Source organism: Variovorax sp. BGA-UO-ETr-C22, from assembly GCF_059567965.1.
Genome location: NZ_JCAQPA010000010.1, coordinates 696,083 through 717,073 on the forward strand (window position 1 = coordinate 696,083; position 20,991 = coordinate 717,073).

General features: G+C 69.6%; 18 protein-coding genes. 11 read left to right on the forward strand and 7 right to left on the reverse strand.

Annotation, left to right across the window (positions count from 1 at the left end; genetic code table 11):
* Nucleotides 1-62 precede the first annotated feature (62 nt).
* Both bamA and AC57B8_RS16635 read left to right on the forward strand, forming a co-directional pair.
* Nucleotides 63-2,468 carry an outer membrane protein assembly factor BamA gene (bamA, locus tag AC57B8_RS16630; RefSeq protein WP_496480156.1) on the forward strand — a complete coding sequence of 802 codons (2,406 nt, stop codon included), beginning with the start codon at nucleotides 63-65 and terminating at the stop codon, nucleotides 2,466-2,468.
* Nucleotides 2,469-2,485: 17 nt separating this feature from the next.
* A complete protein-coding gene (locus AC57B8_RS16635) occupies nucleotides 2,486-3,169 on the forward strand; it encodes a response regulator (RefSeq protein ID WP_496480157.1) in 684 nt (227 codons plus the stop codon).
* On the opposite strand, the gene AC57B8_RS16640 is transcribed toward AC57B8_RS16635, so the two are convergent.
* From AC57B8_RS16640 to AC57B8_RS16650, 3 genes are read right to left on the reverse strand one after another with little or no spacing between them, the layout of a single operon-like run.
* A complete protein-coding gene (locus tag AC57B8_RS16640; RefSeq protein WP_496480158.1) occupies nucleotides 3,144-3,428 on the reverse strand; it encodes a hypothetical protein in 285 nt (94 codons plus the stop codon). The genes AC57B8_RS16635 and AC57B8_RS16640 overlap by 26 nt on opposite strands.
* 3 nt (nucleotides 3,429-3,431) lie before the next feature.
* Nucleotides 3,432-4,235, reverse strand: a complete 804-nt coding sequence (locus tag AC57B8_RS16645; protein WP_496480159.1) for a dioxygenase family protein — start codon at nucleotides 4,233-4,235, stop codon at nucleotides 3,432-3,434.
* Nucleotides 4,225-4,494: a hypothetical protein gene (locus AC57B8_RS16650; protein ID WP_496480160.1), complete on the reverse strand. Its 270-nt coding sequence runs from the start codon at nucleotides 4,492-4,494 to the stop codon at nucleotides 4,225-4,227. The genes AC57B8_RS16645 and AC57B8_RS16650 overlap by 11 nt, the downstream gene beginning before the upstream one ends.
* Nucleotides 4,495-4,651: 157 nt before the next feature.
* Between AC57B8_RS16650 and AC57B8_RS16655 the strand changes: the two genes are divergently transcribed.
* Nucleotides 4,652-6,235, forward strand: a complete 1,584-nt coding sequence (locus AC57B8_RS16655) for an ATP-binding protein (RefSeq protein ID WP_496480161.1) — start codon at nucleotides 4,652-4,654, stop codon at nucleotides 6,233-6,235.
* Entirely contained in the window at nucleotides 6,232-6,930 is a 699-nt protein-coding gene (locus tag AC57B8_RS16660) for a response regulator (protein ID WP_496480162.1), read from the forward strand. Before AC57B8_RS16655 ends, AC57B8_RS16660 begins: the two co-directional genes overlap by 4 nt.
* Before the next feature lie 9 nt (nucleotides 6,931-6,939).
* Here the strand turns inward: AC57B8_RS16660 and AC57B8_RS16665 are convergent, their stop codons facing one another.
* Entirely contained in the window at nucleotides 6,940-7,770 is an 831-nt protein-coding gene (locus AC57B8_RS16665) for an AraC family transcriptional regulator (RefSeq protein WP_159273091.1), read from the reverse strand.
* Between the two features lie 102 nt (nucleotides 7,771-7,872).
* On the opposite strand from AC57B8_RS16665, the gene AC57B8_RS16670 reads away from it, so the two are divergent.
* Together AC57B8_RS16670 and AC57B8_RS16675 are read left to right on the forward strand one after the other, a co-directional pair.
* Nucleotides 7,873-8,859, forward strand: coding sequence for a Bug family tripartite tricarboxylate transporter substrate binding protein (locus AC57B8_RS16670; RefSeq protein ID WP_496480163.1), 987 nt, complete (start codon nucleotides 7,873-7,875; stop codon nucleotides 8,857-8,859).
* Between the two features lie 44 nt (nucleotides 8,860-8,903).
* Entirely contained in the window at nucleotides 8,904-10,187 is a 1,284-nt protein-coding gene (locus tag AC57B8_RS16675) for a PhzF family phenazine biosynthesis isomerase (RefSeq protein WP_496480164.1), read from the forward strand.
* On the opposite strand, the gene AC57B8_RS16680 is transcribed toward AC57B8_RS16675, so the two are convergent.
* Together AC57B8_RS16680 and AC57B8_RS16685 are read right to left on the reverse strand one after the other, a co-directional pair.
* Nucleotides 10,184-10,921, reverse strand: coding sequence for a TetR family transcriptional regulator C-terminal domain-containing protein (locus AC57B8_RS16680; protein ID WP_496480165.1), 738 nt, complete (start codon nucleotides 10,919-10,921; stop codon nucleotides 10,184-10,186). The genes AC57B8_RS16675 and AC57B8_RS16680 overlap by 4 nt on opposite strands.
* Nucleotides 10,918-12,369: an aminotransferase-like domain-containing protein gene (locus AC57B8_RS16685; protein WP_496480166.1), complete on the reverse strand. Its 1,452-nt coding sequence runs from the start codon at nucleotides 12,367-12,369 to the stop codon at nucleotides 10,918-10,920. The genes AC57B8_RS16680 and AC57B8_RS16685 overlap by 4 nt, the downstream gene beginning before the upstream one ends.
* A 253-nt stretch (nucleotides 12,370-12,622) precedes the next feature.
* Between AC57B8_RS16685 and AC57B8_RS16690 the strand changes: the two genes are divergently transcribed.
* From AC57B8_RS16690 to AC57B8_RS16710, 5 genes are all read left to right on the forward strand, one after another.
* Nucleotides 12,623-13,993: an NAD(P)-dependent oxidoreductase gene (locus AC57B8_RS16690; protein ID WP_496480167.1), complete on the forward strand. Its 1,371-nt coding sequence runs from the start codon at nucleotides 12,623-12,625 to the stop codon at nucleotides 13,991-13,993.
* Between the two features lie 70 nt (nucleotides 13,994-14,063).
* Nucleotides 14,064-15,374: an NAD-dependent dihydropyrimidine dehydrogenase subunit PreA gene (preA, locus tag AC57B8_RS16695; RefSeq protein ID WP_062479945.1), complete on the forward strand. Its 1,311-nt coding sequence runs from the start codon at nucleotides 14,064-14,066 to the stop codon at nucleotides 15,372-15,374.
* A 128-nt stretch (nucleotides 15,375-15,502) separates the two neighbouring features.
* A complete protein-coding gene (locus tag AC57B8_RS16700) occupies nucleotides 15,503-17,008 on the forward strand; it encodes an NCS1 family nucleobase:cation symporter-1 (protein WP_496480168.1) in 1,506 nt (501 codons plus the stop codon).
* A 26-nt stretch (nucleotides 17,009-17,034) separates the two neighbouring features.
* Nucleotides 17,035-18,474 (forward strand): dihydropyrimidinase, encoded by a 1,440-nt coding sequence (gene hydA, locus AC57B8_RS16705; RefSeq protein ID WP_496480169.1) that lies wholly within the window; start codon nucleotides 17,035-17,037, stop codon nucleotides 18,472-18,474.
* Between the two features lie 18 nt (nucleotides 18,475-18,492).
* Nucleotides 18,493-19,749, forward strand: coding sequence for a Zn-dependent hydrolase (locus tag AC57B8_RS16710; protein ID WP_496480170.1), 1,257 nt, complete (start codon nucleotides 18,493-18,495; stop codon nucleotides 19,747-19,749).
* A 22-nt stretch (nucleotides 19,750-19,771) separates the two neighbouring features.
* Here the strand turns inward: AC57B8_RS16710 and AC57B8_RS16715 are convergent, their stop codons facing one another.
* Nucleotides 19,772-20,989, reverse strand: a complete 1,218-nt coding sequence (locus AC57B8_RS16715; RefSeq protein WP_369645982.1) for an acyl-CoA dehydrogenase family protein — start codon at nucleotides 20,987-20,989, stop codon at nucleotides 19,772-19,774.
* Nucleotides 20,990-20,991: the final 2 nt, after the last annotated feature.

Genomic DNA, 20,991 nt, shown 5'->3' on the forward strand with positions numbered 1-20,991 from the left:
ACCAGCCCTGCGCGCGGGAGGGCGTCCCACATTCCTCCGACATTGGTGAAGACCATGCGGTGATGACGATTCCTCCCAAGTCTCTCGCGGCCCTTGCCGCGCTGTGCCTCGCGATGGCGGTCTGCCCGGCACAGGCCGCCGACCCGTTCACCGTGCAGGACATCCGCCTCGAAGGCCTGCAGCGCGTCGAAGCGGGCACGGTGTTCGCAACCCTCGGCCTGAAGGCCGGCGACAGGTACAGCGACGACCGCGGCAGCGCAGCCATTCGCGCGCTGTTCGACCTGGGGCTGTTCAAGGACGTGCGCATCGACGTGAACGGCCGGGTGCTCGTGGTCATCGTCGAAGAGCGCCCCACCGTAGCTGATGTCGACTTCGCGGGCACCAAGGAGTTCGACAAGGCGGCGCTGCAGAAGGCGCTGCGCGACATCGGGCTGGCCGAAGGCCGGCCGTACGACAAGGCGCTGGCCGACCGCGCGGAGCAGGAGCTCAAGCGCCAGTACATCGGCCGCAGCCTCTACAACGCGCAGGTGGTCACCACCGTCACGCCGCTGGAGCGCAACCGCGTCAACCTCACCTTCAGCGTGACCGAGGGCGAGCCGGCGCGCATCACGCGGGTGCGCGTGGTCGGGCAACAGGCTTTCGACGAACGCACGCTGCTCGACCTGTTCGACCAGGACAGCGGCGGCTGGCTGGCCTGGTACACGAAGTCGAACCAGTACGCGCGCAGCAAGTTCGACGCCGACCTGGAAACGCTGCGTTCGTTCTACCTGACGCGCGGCTACCTCGAGTTCCGCATCGAGTCGACGCAGATCGCGATCTCGCCCGACCGGCAGACGCTGGAGCTCACGGTGAACATCAGCGAGGGCGAGAAGTTCGCGGTGGCCGGCGTGAAGCTGGCGGGCAACTACCTGGGGCGCGAGGACGAGTTCAAGTCGCTCGTCACCGTGCGCTCCGGCGCGCCCTACAACGGCGAGGACGTGGCGGCCACCACCAAGGCCTTCGCCGACCACTTCGGCACCTTCGGCTACGCCTTCGCGCGTGTGAAGGCCGAGCCCGAGATCGACCGCACCCGGCGCCGCGTCGTGATGGTGCTGAACGCCGAGCCGGGGCGGCGCGCCTATGTGCGGCGGCTGAACATCGGTGGCAATGCGCGCACGCGCGACGAGGTGATCCGCCGCGAGTTCCGCCAGTACGAAGGCGCCTGGTACGACGGCACGAAGATCAGGCTTTCGCGCGACCGCATCGACCGCCTGGGCTTCTTCACCGACGTGAACGTCGAGACCGCCGAAGTGCCGGGCAGCAACGACCAGGTCGACCTGAACGTCACCGTGGCCGAGAAGCCCACGGGCTCGCTGCAACTCGGCGCGGGCTACTCGTCGACCGACAAGATTTCGCTGAGCTTCGGCATCACGCAGGAGAACGTGTTCGGCTCGGGCAACTACCTGGGGCTGCAGGTCAACACCAGCTCGTACAACCGCTCGGTGTCGCTCACGGCCACCGACCCGTACTTCACGAAGGACGGCATCTCGCGCACCTTCAACCTGTTCCACACCACCACGCGGCCCTACTACGAGGCCGACGGCAACTACAAGCTCGCGAGCGACGGCGGCTCAGTGCGCTTCGGGCTGCCGGTGAACGAGCTGGACACGGTGTACCTGGGCATCGGCGTCGAACGTTATTCGTTCACGCCGGGCACCAACGGTTCGTACACGCTGGTCAACGGCTCGTACGTCTACACGGCCACGCCGCAGGCCTACCTCGACTACTTCCAGTGCACCGGCACCGCGCCGAGCGTGGTATGTGCGGGCAGGGACGTGGTGGGCATCCCGGCCACGGTGGGCTGGTCGCGCGACGACCGCGACAGCGCGCTGGTGCCCACGCGCGGGCGCCTGCAGAGCGCCAACCTCGAGCTGGGCGTGGGCAGCGCGCTGCGCTACCTGAAGACCAACTACCAGTACCAGCAGTACGTGCCGCTGTCCAAACAGTACACGCTGGCCTTCAACGGCCAGCTCGGCTATGCGAAGGCGCTGGGCGGCAGCAGCTTCCCGATCTTCAAGAACTTCTACGCGGGCGGGCTGGGCTCGATCCGCGGCTTCGAACAGAACTCGCTGGGCCCGACCGACGCGGTCACCGGCGGCTCGCTGGGCGGCACGCGCAAGGCGATCTTCAACATGGAGCTGACCACGCCCTTCCCCGGCGCGGGCAACGACAAATCGCTGCGCCTGTACACCTTCTTCGACGCGGGCAACGTGTTCGCCGAACGCTCGGCCAGCATGACCGACGCGCAGTGGAAGGCGCAGAACCGCCTGCGCGCCTCGGCCGGCCTGGGCATCAGCTGGATCTCGCCGCTGGGCCCGCTGCGCCTGGCGTACGCGGTGCCGATCGTCTACCAGAAGGAAGACACGGCCAACGGCATCGCGGCCGACCGCACGCAGCGCTTCCAGTTCCAGATCGGCACGTCCTTCTGAACCGGCCCGCACGCCCCATGAGCCGCATCCTGCTGGTGGAAGACGGACGCGAGATCGCGTCGCTGCTGCTGGGCCCGCTGCAGCGCGCGGGCCACGAGGTGGAGCAGCTGGGCGACGGCGCCGCCGCGCTCGATCGCATCCTGCATGCGCCGCCGGCGCTCACGCTGCTCGACGTGGTGCTGCCGCGCATCGACGGGCTGCAGGTGATCGCGCAGGTGCGCGCGCGCAGCGACCACCCGATCATCGTGCTGACGGCGCGCGCGCACGAGGCCGACCGGCTGCGCGGCTTCGACCTGGGCGCCGACGACTATGTCTGCAAGCCCTTCTCGCCGCGTGAGGTGGTGGCGCGCGTGCACACGGTGCTGCGCCGGCGTGCGCCGCCCGACCTGAGCGTGGGCATGGCCTCGCCGGCGGTGGCCTTCGACAGCGCGATGGGCCATGCCTGGCTGGAGGGCCGGGCCCTGGCGCTCACGCGCCGCGAGCTGCTGTTGCTGCGCGCGCTGTCGCGCGAACCGGGCCGCGTGTTCACGCGCGCCAGGCTGCTCGAAGCGGCCTTCCCCGAGGCGCTCGACGTGAACGAGCGCGCGGTCGACGGGCACATCAAGAACCTGCGGCGCAAGCTCGCGACCGTGTCGCCCTCGCACGGCTGGATCCGTTCGGTCTACGGCGTGGGGTTCAGCTTCGCGCAGCGGCCGGGCTGAGGGCCGGCCCGGCCTTGCATGCGCCGTGGCCGCGCGGCGTGCGGCCTTCGCTGCCCCTTTGCATGATCGGCGCCAGCGTCGCCAGGCGCGAGTTGCGCACCTCGGCCTGCCGGGCCTCCGCGCAGGCGCCGCGTGCCGCGACGCCGATGCCCAGCGCCAGGCTGCACAAGGCCAGGCCGCCCGCGCAGACGTGGGCCAGCGCGCGCAGTGTGACCCGTCCATCGGCTGGCGCAACGAACGGGAGCGGCAGGCGCAGCACCGCTCAGCCTTCGGTGCGCGGCGGCACCAGCGCGCGGATACGGGCAAGGCCCTCGGGCGTGCGCGGCCGCATCGGCCGCACGCCGCCCACTGGTGCCGGCCCTGTGCGGGGCTGCGGCGGGCGCTCGGTCACCGGGCGCGCGGTGGGGTCGACCACCAGCGTGAGCAGCGCGACGTAGCGCCTGCCCTCTTCGCGCACCGCGCCCAGCACCGTGTCGCCGGCCCGCAATGCGATGCCGTCGGCGCTGTTGAGCGTGTCGCGCAGCCGCGCGCGCTGGTAGCTGGAGACCTGCGTGTAGAGGAACTCGCTGAGCGCATCGGGCAGGAAGAACTGCGTCGTGAGCACGGCGCGCTCGCGGTGGTGCACCTTGACGTGGATGTGCGTGGTGCGCCCCGCGTACCAGCCCGGGTAGAGCGTGGCGAACACGGCCTGGCCGTCGCGGTCGGTGCGCTGGCTGCCGCGCAGGAAGGCCTGGCCTTCGAAGCCGCGCGTGCGGTCGTCGCCCTGCCCGCCGAAGCCCGAGTAGTTGCCCTGCGCGTCGCAGTGCCACAGGTCGGTGCGCAGGCCGCGCAGCGGCCGGCCGGTGGCATCGAGCACGCGCAGGCGCACATCGAGCGGCACGCCCTCGCGGCCGTCGGTCATGTCGGTGCGGAAATTCGCGAGGTCCAGGTAGTACGGGCCCTCGGTGGTCTGGGCGGTCAGCGGAAGCTTCTGCGCTGCTGCAGCGGCCCCGGGTGCGGACGCGGCCAGGCCGGCCGCGCCGACCGCAGCAAGCAGGCCCCGGCGCCCGATCGCTTCATCGGCCATGGGCGGCCTCCTTCCTGGCAGGCGCGCGCACGCCCGAAGCCCGGGCCTCGGCCCAGACCACGAGCAGCGTCCACACATGCGCGACGCCCCAGAACAGCGCCGCCAGCAGGAACAGCAGCAGGTCGATGTCGGTGTCGCCCGGGGGCGTGGACGGCGGCGCGGCGTGCCCCGGCGGGGCCCAGGCGAGCGCGGCGGCGGCCAGTGCGCGGAAGGCGGAAGTGGGAGGGGCGCGGTGCGTGTCCGGTGTCATGGCGGGCATCGTGCGATCCGAATCGGGAGAAATGTGGGAGAGGAGCGGGAAGGCCCGTCTCCCAGATTCCTCCCCAATCGGACGCCATGATCGGCGGCTTGCCCATGCCATCCCCGCCCCCGAAACGCATGCCGCAGAATGCGGCCATGCCTCCGCCGCCGAGCCCATGCCGCGCCTGACCCTCTCCCGCAAGATCTTCCTGGCCCTGGCCGCCCTGCTGATCGTGCTGCTGCTGAGCTTCGTGGGCTTCTCGATCGTCGCGCTGCAACGGGGCCTGGGCGCCTACGTGGCCGAGATCGAGATCCGCCGCATGGACTGGCTCTCGCAGCTCCTGCTGAAGCACTACACCGCCAATGGCGACTGGAAGAAACTGCGCGACAACGACGACGCCTGGCACCGCCTGCAGCTGGGCCAGTCGGCGATGGTGATCGACGGCGCCGCCACGCCCGACGACCGGCGGCTGCCGCCCTGGTACGAGCGCCGTGCGCCCGGCACACAGGGCGACGGCGCGCCGCAGCCAGAACCGTCCAGCGGGCTCTCGCCCACCGCCTCGCCCCAGCCGCCGCAGCTCGACCTGCTGCCCCGCCGCTTCCTGATGCCGCCCCCGGGCTTCTTCCCCGGCCTGGCCGGCCCGCCCGACTCGATCTTTCGCCGCCTCGCCGTGCTCGATGCCCACGGCGCGCTCGTGGTCGGCGCGACCATCGACCCGGAGAACGCCGCGCGCCGGCCGATCCGCCACGGGCGCACCGTCGTCGGCTACCTCGCGCTCGCGCCGATGCAGGGCCTGGAGAGCGAGGCCGACCGCGCCTTCCTCGCCCGGCAGTCCGGCGTGATCGCGCTCACCGGGCTGTGCGGCCTGGCCTTTGCGCTGGTGCTGTCGTGGCTGCTGGCGCGCCGCTGGTTCCAGCCGATCGACGCGCTCACGCAGGCCGCGCAGGACGTGGCGCGCGGGCGGCTCTCGACGCGCGTCGCGGTCCACGGCTCGGACGAACTCGCGCTGCTGGGCAAGACCTTCAACGACATGGCGCAGCGCCTGGACACGGCCGAGGCCTCGCGCCGCGCCTGGCTGGCCGATGCGGCGCACGAGCTGCGCACGCCGCTGGCGGCCATGCGCGCGGAGATCGAAGCGCTGCAGGACGGCGTGCGCAGCTTCGACGAACGCACCGCGCTGCGCATGCACCGGCAGGTGATCCGCCTCGGCCAGCTGGTCGACGACCTGCGCAGCAGCATGCGCGAGCCCCAGAGCGACCTGCTGAAGGCGCCGGTGTATCCGCTGTCGCTGCTGAAGGAGGCACTCGACCACACGCGCGACCGCTTCGCGCAGCGCGACATCGCGCTCGACCGCGACGCCCTCGACCGCATCGCCGCCTCGGCCCAGCCGGTGATCGACGGCGACGCGCACCGGCTGCACCAGGTCTTCATGAACCTGCTGGAGAACACGCTGGCCTACACCGACGCCGGCGGCCAGCTGCGCATCGGCGTGAGCGTCGAAGGCGCATGGACCGGCAATTGCCTCACGCTGGTGTTCGACGACAGCGCACCCGGCGTGCCCGAGGAAGAGATTCCGCGCCTCTTCGACCGCCTGTTCCGCGGCGAGACCTCGCGCAGCCGCGCGCTGGGCGGCTCGGGCCTGGGCCTGTCGATCTGCCGCGCGACCCTCGAGGCGCACGGCGGCAGCATCGAGGCGGCGCCCTCGCCGCTGGGCGGGCTGCGCATGACGATCACCCTTCCGCTGGCGGCTTCCGCATGACACGCATCGTGATCGTCGAGGACGAACTCGACATCGCCTCCGTGGTGCAGGACTACCTGCGCCACGCCGGCTACGACACCGAGCACTTCGCCGATGGGCAGAGCGCGCTCGAACGCATCGTCGCCGCACCGCCCGACCTCACGCTGCTCGACATCATGCTGCCGCGCCTCGATGGCATCGAGGTGCTGCGCCGCGCGCGGGAGCACACCGCCCATCCGATCATCATGCTCACCGCGCGCATCGAGGAGGTCGACCGCCTGCTCGGACTGGAGCTGGGCGCCGACGACTACGTGTGCAAGCCCTTCTCGCCGCGCGAGCTGGTGGCACGCGTGCGCGCCGTGCTGCGTCGCACTGCGCCGGCACCGGCCTTGGCGGCGCCGGGCGCGCCGGGCGATGCACCGGGCCTCGTGCTCGACGACGTGCACTGGCGCGCCTCGCTCGACGGCACGCCGCTGAACCTCACGCGCCGCGAGTTCGGGCTGCTGCAGGTGCTGTCGCGGCACCCGGGTCGCATCTTCTCGCGCGCCCGGCTGCTGGAGCTGGCCTACGACGACACGGTGGATGTGACCGAGCGCGCCATCGACAGCCACGTGAAGAACCTGCGCCGCAAGCTCGGCGCGGTGACGCCCGCGCACGACTGGATTCGGTCGGTGTATGGCGTGGGCTTTGCGTGGGAAGCGCCGCCGCCGGCCTGAGCGGTCAGGCTAGTTTTGTCGAGGGGCTGCCGCGCGAATTTGCGTCGCCGTCTTCGCCCAGGTCTTCTCCAGCATCCGCGAAAGATAGGACGCCGACTCCCAGCCGACCTGCAGCGCGATGGACAGCACCGAGTCCCGCGTGGTCTGCAACAGGTACACCGCCCGCTCGATGCGCTGGCGCTGCAGGAACTCCAGCGGCGAGATGCCGTGCTTCGCGCGAAAGATCCGCTCCACCTGCCGGCGCGACAGCCGGTGCTGTTGCGCGAAGGCGTCGAGCGACAGGGGCTGCGCCAGATCGCGCAGCATCGTTTCGGCCAGCAGCTCGGCCACCCACAGCGCCGGCGAGGCGTCGCCCTCCGACAACGGGTTGGCGCTCAGGCGCGCGGCCTCCATCACGAGCGCGCCGCACAGCACGTAGTTCTCGCTGTCGCCGGCACGGGTCGATTCGAACATCCGCTGCGACAGGGCGCCCAGCGCGGTGCTGCCCGCGCGCATGCCTTGCGGGGGCCGCACGACGCCCTGCGCCTGCAAGGCCGTGGCCCACAGCGCCGGGTCAACGTAGACCGCGACATGGCTCTGGCCGGCGGTGAGCGTGGTCGTCGAATGCGCGCTGCCCGCCGCAAACCAGACGAAGTGGCCGGGCCCGAGGCGCTGCGCCTCGCCCTGCGCATCGCCCACGCTGAAGCGGCCTGCGATGGGCACGAACAGCATGTCGCAATCGTGCACGTGCGCGTCGGTGGCGTAGTGGTCGCGGGTGTTGGCGACCATCGTCGCCTGGTGAGACAGCCGTTCGACGAACAGCGATTGGCGGGGCGGCGGGTGGCTGGAAGTCAGTGGCATGGCCATTCCTTGTCGCATTCGAAGCCGCGCATGTCGCAATCGGGCGCACGCGTTGGCGCGCGCTCCACAGAATCGGAAGGACCACTCCTGCAAGAAGACCCCATGACTACTCAACCTCTGCGCCGCGCGCTCCTGGGCCTGGCCGCCGCCGGTGCCCTGTACGGGCCGACCGCCTCGTGGCCGGCCTCCGATCCGGCCTACCCGGTGAAGCCGATCACCGTCATCGTACCCTTCCCCGCCGGCGGCGGAACGGACGTGATCTTCCGTTCGGTGCAGCTGCGGCTGCAGGCCGCGCTCGGTGTGTCGGTCATCATCGACAACCGCTCGGGCGCGGGCGGCACCGTCGGCACGGGCTTCGGCGCGAAGGCGAACCCCGACGGCTACACGCTGGTGGCCAGCACCACGACCACCATCGCCTCGGCCGATGCGGTGTACCCCAAGCTCCCGTACGACCCCCTCAAGGACCTGGTGCCGATCGGCACCATCGGCACCACGCCTTTCGTGCTGGTGGTCACGCCCGCGCTGGCGGCGCGCACGGTGAAGGACTTCGTCGGCTACGCCAAGGCCAACCCGCAGGCGCTCAACTACGGCAGCATCGGCAACGGCAGCCTGAGCCACCTGGCGGGCGAACTCTTCAAGCAGCGCACCGGCATCGAGATGACGCACGTGCCCTACCGCGGTGCCGCGCCCGCGCAGGCCGACCTGATGGCAGGCCAGATCCAGGCGCTGTTCGACAACCCGCCCGCATTGCTGGCGCAGGTGCGCGGCGGCCGCATGCGGGCGCTGGCCATCAGTGAACCGTCGGCGGGTTTTGCCGACCTGCCGACCTTCGAGGCGGCCGGCATCAAGGACTTCAAACCGCAGCTCTGGTATGGCCTGATGGCACCGGCCGCCACGCCGCAGCCGGTGGTGCAGCGCCTGCGCGCCGCACTCGACACCGCGATGAAAGACCCGGCACTGCGCGCCGACATGCTGGCCAAGGGCGTGACGCCGTGGAGCGTGAGACCCGAGGTGTTCGAGGAACAGATCCGCGACGACATCAAGCTCTGGGGTGGCATCGCGCGCTCGGTCAATGCGAGGGCTGATTGACGATGGCTGCGATTTTTTCTGCGCCCGGTTGCCGGAACATCCGCGTGTTCGTCGGCCCCGATCCATCCGTCGGCGGCAACCCCGCGCCCGTCTGGCTCGATGCCGACGCGCTCTCCACCGCACAGATGCAGGAGCACACCCGGCTCAGCGGCCATGAGTCCGTCTTCGTGCTGAAGCCGACCACACCGGCGCACCGGCTGCGCATGCGCTACTTCGTGCCGAAGCACGAGATGGAAATGTGCGGCCACGCCACGGTCGGCGCGCTGTGGCTGCTGCACCGGCGCGGCGAATGGGACGGTGCGCCCGTCGCGATCGAAACGCTCAGCGGCACCGTCACGGGCCGGCGCGTCGATGGCACGGTGCAGATCAGCCAGCCGCGCGCCACGGTGGAAGAGGTGACGCAACAGCGGCTGGTCGAAGACATCGCGCAGTGCCTGGGCATCGAGGTCGGGCAGATCGTGGGGCCGGTGCTCAACGCCGCCACCAGCCGGGTCAAGACGCTGGTTCGCCTGGCCGACACCGCGCAGCTGCACGCCTTGCGCGTCGACTTCGCACGCGTCGAATCGCTGTGCGAACGTCTCGGGTCCACCGGGCTGTATCCCTATGCCATGTCACGGGACGAGACCGACACGGTCAGCGCACGACAATTTCCCAAATCTTCCGGCTACCCGGAAGACGCCGCCACGGGCATCGCCGCCGCCGCGCTGGCCTGGGGCCTGCGCCACCTTGGGCTGGTCGGCCACGAGGCGCTGTCAGTGACCGTGCGGCAGGGAGAGGCGATGGGTTCACCTTCCGCGATCCACGTGGGATTGCCATGGGATGCGAACACGCAGGAAGGTTGCTGGGTCGGCGGCGAGGCCTGCGATGCGCAGCCCGAAGATTTCTTGCTCGACCAGCTTTGCCCGCCGGAAGTGGCGCGGGCCAAGCCATCGGGTACCTACGCCACATTCGCGAGGGCCGGCAGTCTGCTGCACACGAGCGGCGTGGTGGCGCGCGAGAACGGCCAGGTGATCACAGGCCGGCTCGCAGGCCCCGACGATGTGGCACGCGGCCAGCGGGCCGCAGTGGCGGCTGTCGGCGCCCTGCTGCGCGCGGCGCAGGACGAGCTCGGCAGCCTCTCGCGCGTCGTTCGCGTCGTGGCACTGAACGGCTACCTCCAGGCTTGCGGCGACTTCAAGGACCACGCCCGGGTGATGGACGCGGCCTCGGCGGCCCTGCAACGGATCTTCCCCGATGCCCCACTGCCGGTTCGCACCACCGTGGGCGTCGCGTCGCTGCCTCGCGGCGGCGTGGTCGAGGTGTCGATGGTGCTCGAGACGCGCGACTAGGCCCTGCCCTTGCCGGTTTTTTCCGCGCACGGCAGCGCGGCGTGCCCGCTCGTCACCACCGCCGAGGTGGCGGGCCGCTTCAGCCCCAGCGCGCCTTCGAGCATCCGCAGGATGGTCTCGCGGGCCAGGTCGAAGTCGGCCGGCTCCAGCGCCTGCTTGCCGAGCAGCATCCGCATCTGCCAGGCGAAGTCGGCGTAGGTCTGCGTCATGGCCCACAGCGTGAACAGCAGGTGCGGCACCGGCAGCGGTGCCACGTCGCCATTCGCCATCCAGCGGTTCAGCACAGCGGCTTCGGCGCGGAAGGCGGGCACCAGCTTGGCCTCGATGTCGTCGGCGCATTGCGGTGCCTGCGAAATGATTTCCTGCGCGAACAGCCGCGAGCCCGAAGGGTGGTCGTACGAGAACTGCAGCTTCTGCGTGACGTAGCGCTCCAGCGCGGCATGCGGGTCGAGGTCGGCATCGGCCAGGCTGTTGAGGTTCGACAGCCACGAGTCGAGCACGTCGTTGAACACGCGGCTGTACAGCGCCTTCTTCGAGGGGAAGTAGTACAGCAGGCTCTGCTTGGAGATGCCCGCGTCGGCCGCGATGTCGTCGACCGACACCCCGCCGTAGCCGTGCAGCGCGAATCGCTCCTGCGCCACCGCGAGGATGGCGCTCTCGAGGTTCTGGCGGCGGGCCTGGCGCTTCACGGCGGGAGGACGCGCCGCAGTTCGCAGGGGTGGCGCAGTACTCATGGGTTCTTCATCCGCGCCAGGAAGCGCACCAGTCGCTCGTCGCCGCAGTGCGCGACGTTGAAGCGATACCAGGCAAAAGGCTGCGGCATGTCGCCGAAATCGGTCGCGGCCGCGAGCGGCAGGCCCTGCTTGCGCGCCTCCTGCAGCACCGCATCACCCGATGGACGAGGCTCGCTGCCGGGCGGCCAGCCTGCGCAGAGAAAGGGACCGCCATCGGGCACGCACAGCGCCTGCAGGCCCGCGCCGGTCAACAGCGACAGCGTGCGCTCACCGGCGATCTTCAGCGCGGTGTTGAGCTTCTGCAGGAAGCGCGGATAGCCGGCATCGGCCAGCACCTCGCAGGCGACGCGCTCCTCGAACTCGCTCGGCCCAAGCGTGGTGTGCAAGCAGCGCAAGGCCGCATCGTCGACCCAATGCTGCGGCAGCAGCACATGTGCAAGCCGCAGCTTGGCCGAGAGCGTGGTCGACACGCCACCGACCTGCGCCACGCGCTGCAGCCCGTCCATCGCGGCAAGGCTGGGCGCCTGCAGCGGCGAGAGCCCGCGCCAAGTGTCGAGCTCGATCACGCGCAGGTCATGCCGCTCGGCCGCCTGCAGCGCCTGGTGCGCGCCCTGCGGGCTCATGCAGATGCCCATTGGATTGGAGACGGCGGTCGACAGGAACAGCAGGCGCTGCCGGCTCGCCGTCGGCAACAGCATGGCATGGCCGTCGAGCGCGGCGATGTCGAGGCAACCGCCACGCCGTGGCACTTCGAGCATGCGACGGCCCAGCGTGCGGATCAGGCTGCGCAGCTGGCGCGGTGCGGGCGACTCGACCAGCACCGCGTCGCCGGGCTCGGTCCAGGCCTGCAGCAGGCACATCGTGGCGCCGAGGCTGCCCGCTGCCGTCATGACCTGCTGCGGGCCCAGTGCGGGCAATTCGGCACGATGGCGCGCGGCGATCAGTTCGCGCAGGCGCGGCAGGCCGAAACCATGTCGCGTGCCGCTGTCCCATTCGGGGGCCGAGCGGGCCACGCGGCGCATGGCTTCGCGCACCAGGTCGTCGCCCCGGTATTCGGGGGGTGGCGGGCGGTCGTGGGCCGTGGCGGTGTCGGTCATGCGCGGCACCGCATCGGCGTCGTCGGGTGCCAAGCGCGAAGGCCGATGCAGCACGTAGTAGCCGCTGCCCGGCCGCGAGGCCAATACCGAGCGTGCGCGCAAGGCGCTGTACGACTCGGTGACGGTGAAGGTGCTGATACCCAGCTTGCCGGCCAGCGCGCGCACCGAAGGCATCTTGGTGCCGGGTGCAAGGCGCCCGTCGATGACGCGCAACTCGACGCCCACCACGAGGCGCTGCGCCAGCCCGAGGCCGGGCGCGGCCTCGTCCATGTCGCCCATCAGGCCCTGCATCCAACCGGCACCGGCGGGCGCCGGCTGGCGCAGCGCCGACGCGTTGCTTGAACTCTGCATCACCGGGTCTCCTTGAGAAACGCATGCGGCCTGTCTGGACAGGGTTTGCCCTGGGCAACTGTGCTGGGGAGTGCACCAAACAGCATGGTCGGCAGCGGCAAACACTTTCTCGTTCGCCGCGCCAACTGTGTATGGGCGGCACCCCTCGTTTGCTGAATCATCGCGACATTCGACCACTTGGTCAAACTTCATGAGGGCTCGATCTCTCATGTCGCACACGGTTACCCCACCACGACCTGGAGCTTGAAAGCCCATGAGCAGCACGATGAATCCCGTCGCGCCCAGCGCGCACATTGCCTCCGATGTGCGCGCCGGCCGTCTCGACCCCGCGCAGTACGCCAAGAACTTCTGCGACGCCCACCCGCCGCTGAACGTGGTGCAGGCCAACATCGAAGCCGAGCGTTGCTACTACTGCTTCGACGCGCCCTGCCAGACGGCCTGCCCCACCGGCATCGACATCCCGACCTTCATCCGCCGCATCGCCGACGGCAACCTGCGCGGCGCCGCGCGCACCATCCTCGAAGAGAACCCGCTGGGCGGCATGTGCGCCCGCGTGTGCCCGACCGAGGTGCTGTGCGAGCAGGCCTGCGTGCGCAACAGCAACGAGAGCAAGCCGGTCGAGATCGGCCTGCTGCAGCGCCATGCGACCGATGCCTTCTTCGACGCGCCCGGCGCGCCGCTGTTCGTGCGCGCCGCCGACACCGGCAAGCGCATTGCCGTCGTCGGCGCGGGCCCGGCCGGCCTGGCCTGCGCGCACCGCCTGGCGGTGCTGGGCCATCAGGTGACGCTGTTCGACGCGCGCCCCAAGCTGGGCGGCCTGAACGAATACGGCCTGGCCAGCTACAAGACAGTGGACGGCTTCGCGCAACGCGAGATCGAGTGGCTGCTGTCGGTCGGCGGCATCGAGGTGCGCAACAACCAGGCACTGGGCCGCGACCTGCACCTGGATGCGCTCGCCACCGGCTACGACGCGGTGTTCCTGGGCCTGGGCCTGGCCGGCGTGAACACGCTGGGCCTGGGCGAGCAGAGCGGCGTGCGCGACGCGGTGGACTTCATTGCCGAGCTGCGCCAGGCCGCGTCGCCGGCCGACGTGGCCATCGGCCGCCATGTTGTAGTGATCGGCGGCGGCATGACCGCGGTGGACGCGGCCGTGCAGTCGCGCAAGCTCGGCGCGGAAGACGTGAGCATCGTCTACCGGCGCGGCGCCGAGGCCATGGGTGCCTCGGTCGACGAGCAGAGCTGGGCCAAGGAGAACGGCGTGCGCATCATCCACTGGGCCGCGCCCAAGGCCCTGCGCGCCAAGGGCGGCGCGCTGCGCGGCATCGACTTCGCGCGCACCGCGTTGGTCGACGGCAAGCTGATCGAGACCGGCGAAGCGCTCGCGCTGCAGGCCGACATGGTGCTGTGCGCCATCGGCCAGAGCTTTGTCGCGACCGCGCTGGAAGACAGCGGCGTGCAGCTGCAGGGCGGGCGCATCAGCACCGATGCGGAATGCCGCAGCTCGCTCCCCAAAGTCTGGGCCGGCGGCGACGCGCGCTTCGGCGGGCGCGACCTCACGGTCGAGGCGGTGGAAGACGGCAAGCAGGCCGCGCTGTCCATCGACCGCCACCTGCGCGCTGCCTGACGCGACAGCGCCCTCCCTTCCCTTCACTCCATTCATCCGTGCGCGCCGCGGCGCGACAGGAGCAATTCACATGGCAGACCTGAGCATCGATTTCGTGGGCATCCGCAGCCCCAACCCCTTCTGGCTGGCCTCGGCACCGCCGACCGACAAGGAGATCAACGTGGTCCGCGCCTTCGAGGCCGGCTGGGGCGGCGTGGTCTGGAAGACCGTGGGCGAAGACCCGAACGTCGTCAACGTGCACGGCCCGCGCTATGCCGTGTCGTATGCGGCCGACCGCCGCGTGACGGGCTTCAACAACATCGAGCTGATCTCCGACCGCCCGCTGCGCACCAACCTCGAAGAGATGACGCGCGTGAAGCGCAACTGGCCCGACCGCGCGCTGGTGGCGTCGATCATGGTGCCGTGCACCGAAGAGGCGTGGAAGAACATCCTGCCGATGGTCGAAGACACGGGCTGCGACGGCATCGAGCTGAACTTCGGCTGCCCGCACGGCATGAGCGAACGCGGCATGGGCGCGGCCGTGGGCCAGGTGCCCGAGTACATCCAGATGGTGGCTGAGTGGTGCAAGCATTACTCGAAGCTGCCGGTGATCGTGAAGCTCACGCCCAACGTGGCCGACATCCGGCCCGCCGCGCGCGCTGCCAAGAAGGGCGGCGCCGATGCGGTGAGCCTCATCAACACCATCAACTCGATCATGGGCGTCGACCTCGATGCCATGGCGATGTTTCCGCACACCGACGGCAAGGGCTCGCACGGCGGCTACTGCGGCCCCGGCGCCAAGCCGATCGCGCTGCACATGGTGGCCGAGATCGCGCGCGACCCACAAACGGCCGGCCTGCCCATCTCCGGCATCGGCGGCGTCTCGACCTGGCGCGATGCGGCCGAGTTCATCGCGCTGGGCAGCGGCTCGGTGCAGGTGTGCACTGCTGCCATGGTCTACGGCTTCAAGATCGTGCAGGACCTGTGCGACGGCCTCTCCAACTTCATGGACCAGAAGGGCTACGCCAACCTGGAGCAGCTGCGCGGTCGCGCGGTCGGCAGCATCACCGACTGGCAGCAGCTCAACCTGAACCACGTCGACAAGGCGGTGATTCACCAGGACCTGTGCATCCAGTGCGGCCGTTGCCATGTGGTGTGCGAAGACACCTCGCACCAGGCCATCAGCGCCACGAAAGACGGCATGCGCTTCTTCGAGGTGAAGGAAGAAGAGTGCGTCGGCTGCAACCTGTGCGTGTCGATCTGCCCGGTGCCCGGCGCGCTGTCGATGCGCACGCTGAAGGCCGGCGAGACGGACGCGCGCACCGGCCACCCGGTGGTCGGCCACTACGCCAACTGGACCACGCACCCCAACAACCCGATGCGCACCGGCAGCCCCGCCTGAACGGGATATCGAACAAGCGAGTGAGTGAGTGAGCAAGTGAATGACCAAGCCCGGCGCAGACCGGGCGGCGGCGGGAGGGGAACGACCACACGGCCAGACGCACGACACACGTGCAGGAGAAAACCCACATGACGACCCCACAGCACGGCGGCGCACCCGCCGCAAACCTCTGGAACGAGGACCTGGCGCCCACCACGCTGGCGCAGCGAACGTGGCGCTGGTACCACTTCGCCGCGCTCTGGGTGGGCATGGTGATGTGCATCCCCGCCTACATGCTGGCGGCCAGCCTCATCGAAGGCGGCATGTCGTGGGGGCAGGCGGTGCTGACCGTGTTCCTCGGCAACGCCATCGTGCTGGTGCCGATGCTGCTCATCGGCCACGCCGGCGCGAAGTACGGCATTCCGTATGCGGTGATGGCGCGCGCCTCGTTCGGCACGCGCGGGGCGCGGCTCCCCGCCTTGCTGCGCGCCATCGTGGCCTGCGGCTGGTACGGCATCCAAACCTGGTTCGGCGGCCAGATGATCTACACGCTGGTCGGCGTGCTCATGGGCCAGCCGCTGGGCGGCGACAAGCTGCCGATGCTCGGCATCAACGGCGCGCAGCTCGTGTGCTTCCTGATCTTCTGGGCCATACAGCTGTACTTCGTGGTGCACGGCATCGAGTCGATCCGCCGTCTCGAAACCTACACTGCGCCGCTGAAGATCATCGTGTGCGTCGCGCTGCTCTACTGGGCCGTGCAACGTGCCGGCGGCCTGGGCCCGATCTTCGACCAGCCTTCGCAGTTCGAGGCCGGCGGCAAGAAGGCCGGCATGTTCTGGGCCGTGTTCTGGCCGTCGCTCACGGCCATGGTCGGCTTCTGGGCCACGCTGGCGCTGAACATTCCCGACTTCACGCGCTTCTCGCGCTCGCAGCGCGACCAGGTGGTGGGCCAGGTGATCGGCCTGCCCGCACCCATGGGCCTGCTCGCGATGATGGCCGTGATGGTCACCTCGGCCACGGTGGTCATCTACGGCAAGGCGCTGTGGGACCCGGTCGACCTGGCCAGCCGCATGACCGGCGCCGCGGTGCTGATCGCGCTCATCATCCTGCTGATCGACACGGTGAGCGTGAACCTGGCGGCCAACCTGGTGGGCCCGGCCTACGACTTCTCTGCCCTCAACCCGAAGAAGATCTCGTACCGCACGGGCGGCTACATCACGGCCGGCATCGCCATCGTGATGATGCCGTGGAAGGTGTTGGAGACCACACAGGGCTACATCTTCACCTGGCTCATCGGCTACTCGGCGCTGCTGGGGCCGGTGGCCGGCATCCTGATTGCCGACTACTACCTCATCCGCCGCAAGGAGCTGGACGTCGAGGCGCTCTACCGCGAGACCGGCGCCTACAGCTACGGCAACGGCTGGAACATGGCGGCCATCGTCGCCTTCGTCGTCGGCGTGCTGCCGAACATCCCCGGCTTCCTCAACGCGGCCTTTCCGTCGACCGTGCCGTCGATGCCCGAGTTCTTCAAGACGATCTACACCTACGCCTGGTTCGTCGGCGTGGTGCTGTCGGCCGTGGTCTACATGGGGCTGATGAAGGCGCGCGCGCCACAGCTTCAGGGCATGACCCCACCCCTCAAGAACCCCAGCTGAGACAAAACAGAAAAGGAACCCACGCCATGACCGTTCTCATTCGCGGTGGCACGGTGGTCAACGCCGATGCCGAGCACCGTGCCGACGTGCTCTGCCAGGGGGACAAGATCCTCCAGGTCGGCACCGACCTGCAGGTGCCGGCGGGCGCCGAAGTCGTCGACGCCGGCGGCGCCTACGTCATGCCCGGCGGCATCGATCCGCACACCCACATGCAGCTGCCCTTCATGGGGACGGTGGCGGCCGACGACTTCTTCAGCGGCACGGCGGCCGGCCTGGCCGGTGGCACCACCAGCATCATCGACTTCGTGATTCCCGACCCGCAGCAGTCGCTGATGGACGCATTTCGCATGTGGCGCGGCTGGGCCGAAAAATCCGCCGGCGACTACAGCTTTCACGTGGCCGTGACCTGGTGGAACGACAGCGTGCACAAGGACATGGGCACGCTGGTGCAGGAGCACGGCGTGAACAGCTTCAAGCACTTCATGGCCTACAAGAACGCGATCATGGCCGACGACGAGATCCTGGTGAAGAGCTTCCAGCGTTCGCTCGAACTCGGCGCCATGCCCACGGTGCATGCAGAAAACGGCGAGCTGGTCGCGATGCTTCAACAGCAGTTGCTGGCGCAGGGCATTCGCGGGCCTGAAGGCCATCCGCTGTCGCGCCCGCCGATGGTCGAGGCCGAGGCGGCCAACCGCGCCATCGCCATCGCGGACGTGCTGGGCGTGCCGATCTATGTGGTGCACGTGTCGTGTGGCGAGGCACTCGACGCCATCACCCGCGCCCGCGCGCGCGGCCAGCGCGTGTACGGCGAAGTGCTGGCCGGCCACCTCGTGGTCGACGAGAGCGCCTACCGCGACCCCGACTTCGCGCGCGCCGCCGCCCACGTGATGAGCCCGCCCTTCCGCTCGCGCGAGAACCAGGCCATGCTGTGGCGCGGCCTGCAGGGCGGCAACCTGCACACCACGGCGACCGACCACTGCACCTTCTGCGCCGAGCAGAAGGCCGCCGGCCGCGACGACTTCACGAAGATTCCCAACGGCTGCGGCGGCGTCGAAGAGCGCATGGCCGTGCTGTGGGATGCGGGCGTCAACGCCGGCCGGCTCACGCCGTCGGAGTTCGTGCGTGTCACCTCGACCAACGCGGCGCAGCTGTTCAACCTGTACCCGCGCAAGGGCGTGATCCAGCCCGGCGCCGACGCCGACATCGTGGTCTGGGACCCGAAGGCCACCAAGACGCTGTCGGTGAAGACGCAGCATTCGAAGAGCGACTTCAACATCTTCGAAGGCCGCGAAGTGACGGGTGTGCCCAGGCACACGGTGAGCGCCGGCCGCTGGGTCTGGCGCGACGGCGACCTGCGCGCCGAGCCAGGCACCGGCCGCTACCTCAAGCGCCCACCCTTCGCGCCGATGTTCACCGCACTCGAACGCTTCAAGCAGCAGCACGCGCCCACGGCCGTGGCGCGCTGAACCCCCAAGGAGTCATACATGAATGCAGCAGTGGACACGCAGGTGCTGACGGTCAACGGCGAGCGCCTGTGGAACTCGCTGATGGAACTGGCACGCATCGGCGCCACCCCCAAGGGCGGCGTCAAGCGGCTGGCGCTGACCGACCTTGACAAACAGGGCCGCGACCTCGTGGTGTCGTGGGGCAAGGCGGCCGGCCTGAGCATCACGGTCGACAAGATCGGCAACGTCTTCATGCGCCGCGAAGGCACCAACCCCGCGCTGCCGCCCATCGTGTCGGGCAGCCACATCGACACGCAACCCACCGGCGGCAAGTTCGACGGCAACTACGGCGTGCTGTCGGCACTGGAAGTGGTGCGCACGCTGAACGACCAGGGCATTCGCACCGAAGCGCCCATCGAAGTCGCGTTCTGGACCAACGAGGAAGGCTCGCGCTTCGTGCCGGTGATGATGGGATCGGGCGTGTTCTGCGGCGCCTTCAGCCTCGAGCACGCCTACGCCGCGAAAGACACCGAAGGCAAGACGGTGCAAGAGGAGCTGGAACGCATCGGCTACATCGGCGACCAGACGCCGGGCGACCACCCCATCGGCGCCTACTTCGAGGCGCACATCGAGCAAGGGCCGGTCCTGGAAGATGCGGACAAGGTCATCGGCGTGGTGCCGGCGGTGCTCGGCCTCTCGTGGTACGACTGCGTCGTCACCGGCATGGAGGCGCATGCGGGCCCCACGCCGATGCACCTGCGCCGCGACGCGCTGCAGGTGGCGACGCGGATCATGCAGGAGGTGGTGGCCATCGGGCTGCGCTACCCACCCTACGGGCGCGGCACGGTCGGCATGGTGCAGGTGCACCCGAACAGCCGCAACGTGATTCCGGGCGAGGTGAAGTTCTCGGTCGACCTGCGCAACGTGAGCGGCGAATTGCTCGACCGCATGCACGGCGAGATCCTCGCCTTCGTCGAGCGCACGGGGCGCGAGACCGGGTTGGGCGTGACGATCGAGCGCGTGTCGTACTTTCCACCCTGCCCGTTTCACCCCGATTGCGTGGATGCGGTGCGCCGCGCGACCGAACGGCTCGGCTACTCGACCATGGACGTGGTGTCGGGCGCGGGCCACGACGCGATCTATGCCGCGCGGCTGGCACCGGCCGGCATGATCTTCGTGCCCTGCAAGGACGGCATCAGCCACAACGAGATCGAGGACGCGCATCCCGACCACCTGACGGCCGGCTGTAACGTGCTGCTGCACGCCATGCTGGAGCGCGCGAAACGCGTCGACTGACGCGCTCGCGGCGGCGTTGCCGTTACTGGTACGCCGCCAGCTCCTGCTTGGCGATCGCGTTGCGGTGCACCTCGTCGGGGCCGTCGGCCACGCGCAGGTGGCGCTCGTAGGCGTAGAAGTGCGTGAGCAGCGTGTCCTGGCTCAGGCCCATCGCGCCGAAGGCCTGCATGGCCCAGTCGATCACCTTCACGCAGTTGTTGGGCGTGAGCACCTTGATCATGGCGATCTCTTTCGCCGCCACCTTGTTGCCCACGGTGTCCATGCGGTAGGCCGCGTTCAGCACCATCCAGCGCGACTGCTCGATGAGCATGCGCGACTCGGCAATGCGCTCGCGCCACACGCCCTGCTCCGACAGCGGCTTGTGGAAGGCGGTGCGCGACACGAGGCGCTGGCACATCATCTCCAGCGCGGCCTCGGCCATGCCGATGGCGCGCATGCAGTGGTGGATGCGTCCGGGGCCGAGGCGGCCTTGTGCAATCTCAAAACCGCGGCCCTCGCCCAGCAGGATGTTCTCGACCGGCACGCGCACGTTGTCGAACACGATCTCGGGGTGGCCGAAGGGCGGGTCGTACATGCCCAGCAGCTGCATGTCGCGCACGATGGTGATGCCGGGCGTGTTCTTCGGCACGAGCACCATCGACTGCTGCTTGTGGCGGTCGGCGTTGTCGGGGTCGGTCTTGCCCATCAGCACGAAGATTTCGCAGCGCTCGTTCATGGCGCCGGTGATGTACCACTTGCGCCCGTTGATGACGTACTCGTCGCCCTCACGGCGGATGCTGCAGCGGATGTTGGTGGCGTCGCTGGAGGCCACCTCGGGCTCGGTCATGGCGAACGACGAGCGGATCTCGCCGGCCAGCAGCGGCGTGAGCCAGCGTTCCTGCTGCGCCTTCGTGCCGTAGCGCGCCAGCACTTCCATGTTGCCGGTGTCGGGCGCGGAGCAGTTGAAGATTTCCGCGCACCAGTAGCGCCTGCCCATGATCTCGCACAACGGCGCGTACTCGACGTTGCTCAGGCCCGGGCCGTGTTCCGACTCGGGCAGGAACAGGTTCCACAGGCCGCGCTCGCGCGCCTTGGCCTTGAGGCCGGCCATCATCGGCAACTCGGCGTAGGGCCGGCCGGCGCGGGCGTTGGCGGCCAGCTCTTCCTCGCGGCGCTTCTCGTTCGGGTAGACGTGCTCGTCCATGAACTTGAGCAGCTCGGCGCGCAGCGCGAGCACCCGGGGCGTGAATTCGAATTGCATGT

Bases quoted from the DNA above. Each gene is read 5' to 3' on its own strand.
- bamA (WP_496480156.1), top strand. From the start codon at position 63: ATGACGATTCCTCCCAAGTCTCTCGCGGCCCTTGCCGCGCTGTGCCTC.
- AC57B8_RS16635 (WP_496480157.1), top strand. From the start codon at position 2,486: ATGAGCCGCATCCTGCTGGTGGAAGACGGACGCGAGATCGCGTCGCTG.
- AC57B8_RS16645 (WP_496480159.1), bottom strand. From the start codon at position 4,235: ATGGCCGATGAAGCGATCGGGCGCCGGGGCCTGCTTGCTGCGGTCGGC.
- AC57B8_RS16650 (WP_496480160.1), bottom strand. From the start codon at position 4,494: ATGCCCGCCATGACACCGGACACGCACCGCGCCCCTCCCACTTCCGCC.
- AC57B8_RS16655 (WP_496480161.1), top strand. From the start codon at position 4,652: ATGCCGCGCCTGACCCTCTCCCGCAAGATCTTCCTGGCCCTGGCCGCC.
- AC57B8_RS16660 (WP_496480162.1), top strand. From the start codon at position 6,232: ATGACACGCATCGTGATCGTCGAGGACGAACTCGACATCGCCTCCGTG.
- AC57B8_RS16665 (WP_159273091.1), bottom strand. From the start codon at position 7,770: ATGCCACTGACTTCCAGCCACCCGCCGCCCCGCCAATCGCTGTTCGTC.
- AC57B8_RS16670 (WP_496480163.1), top strand. From the start codon at position 7,873: ATGACTACTCAACCTCTGCGCCGCGCGCTCCTGGGCCTGGCCGCCGCC.
- AC57B8_RS16680 (WP_496480165.1), bottom strand. From the start codon at position 10,921: ATGAGTACTGCGCCACCCCTGCGAACTGCGGCGCGTCCTCCCGCCGTG.
- AC57B8_RS16685 (WP_496480166.1), bottom strand. From the start codon at position 12,369: ATGCAGAGTTCAAGCAACGCGTCGGCGCTGCGCCAGCCGGCGCCCGCC.
- AC57B8_RS16690 (WP_496480167.1), top strand. From the start codon at position 12,623: ATGAGCAGCACGATGAATCCCGTCGCGCCCAGCGCGCACATTGCCTCC.
- preA (WP_062479945.1), top strand. From the start codon at position 14,064: ATGGCAGACCTGAGCATCGATTTCGTGGGCATCCGCAGCCCCAACCCC.
- AC57B8_RS16700 (WP_496480168.1), top strand. From the start codon at position 15,503: ATGACGACCCCACAGCACGGCGGCGCACCCGCCGCAAACCTCTGGAAC.
- hydA (WP_496480169.1), top strand. From the start codon at position 17,035: ATGACCGTTCTCATTCGCGGTGGCACGGTGGTCAACGCCGATGCCGAG.
- AC57B8_RS16710 (WP_496480170.1), top strand. From the start codon at position 18,493: ATGAATGCAGCAGTGGACACGCAGGTGCTGACGGTCAACGGCGAGCGC.
- AC57B8_RS16715 (WP_369645982.1), bottom strand. From the start codon at position 20,989: ATGCAATTCGAATTCACGCCCCGGGTGCTCGCGCTGCGCGCCGAGCTG.